Annotated in this window: 1 protein-coding gene; it reads right to left on the reverse strand. The window is 70.3% G+C overall.

The window, feature by feature from the left end; genetic code table 11:
• Positions 1-53: 53 nt before the first annotated feature.
• Entirely contained in the window at positions 54-599 is a 546-nt protein-coding gene (gene ruvC / locus A9X05_RS05165; protein ID WP_067779704.1) for a crossover junction endodeoxyribonuclease RuvC, read from the reverse strand.
• Between the last annotated feature and the right edge of the window lie 77 nt (positions 600-676).

The following is a 676-nucleotide window of genomic DNA, read 5'->3' on the forward strand; positions in this document are numbered from 1 at the left end:
GATCACCGCGTGGTCGAGCGCCACCTCGAGCACCTCACCGCGCACCGAGGCGATCATCGCGCGGCCTTCAGCTTGGCCAGGTACACGTGCCGCTGTTGCGCGGCCAGCGCTTCGGCCGCGGCCATCCGGGCCAGCATCGGCGCCCGCCAGCAGTGGCAGATGGCCAACGCCAGCGCGTCCGCGGCGTCCGCGGGAGTCGGCTTCGCTTGCAGCGCAAGGATTTTCGTGACCATCGCGGTCACCTGGGCCTTGTCCGCGGCACCGTTGCCCGTGACCGCGGCCTTGACCTCGCTCGGCGTGTGGAAGTGCACGTCGATGCCGCGCTTGGCCGCCGCCAGCGCGATCACCCCGCCGGCCTGCGCGGTGCCCATCACCGTCGACACGTTCAGCTGGGAGAACACCCGCTCGATGGCGACGACGTCCGGTTGGTGGGTGGCCAGCCAGTGCTCGACGGCATCGCTGATGGCCAGCAGCCTCTCGGCCAGCGGCGCGTCCGACGGGGTCCGCACCACGTCCACGTCCAGCGCGACCACGTTTCGTCCGCGCCCGCTTTCGACCACCGACAGCCCGCATCGGGTCAGCCCGGGGTCGACGCCCATCACGCGAGCCCTTCCGTTGCCACCTGTCTTGAGCGAACGTGGGGTAAAGCTAACAGCTTTTCCGCGAGTTCGGCGCT

The sequence above is a fragment of the Mycobacterium sp. E3298 genome (assembly GCF_001666895.1).
Lineage (GTDB): Bacteria > Actinomycetota > Actinomycetes > Mycobacteriales > Mycobacteriaceae > Mycobacterium.

What these genes read in the sequence shown, in the direction of transcription:
- ruvC (WP_067779704.1), bottom strand. Translation starts at nt 599, where the DNA reads ATGGGCGTCGACCCCGGGCTGACCCGATGCGGGCTGTCGGTGGTCGAA.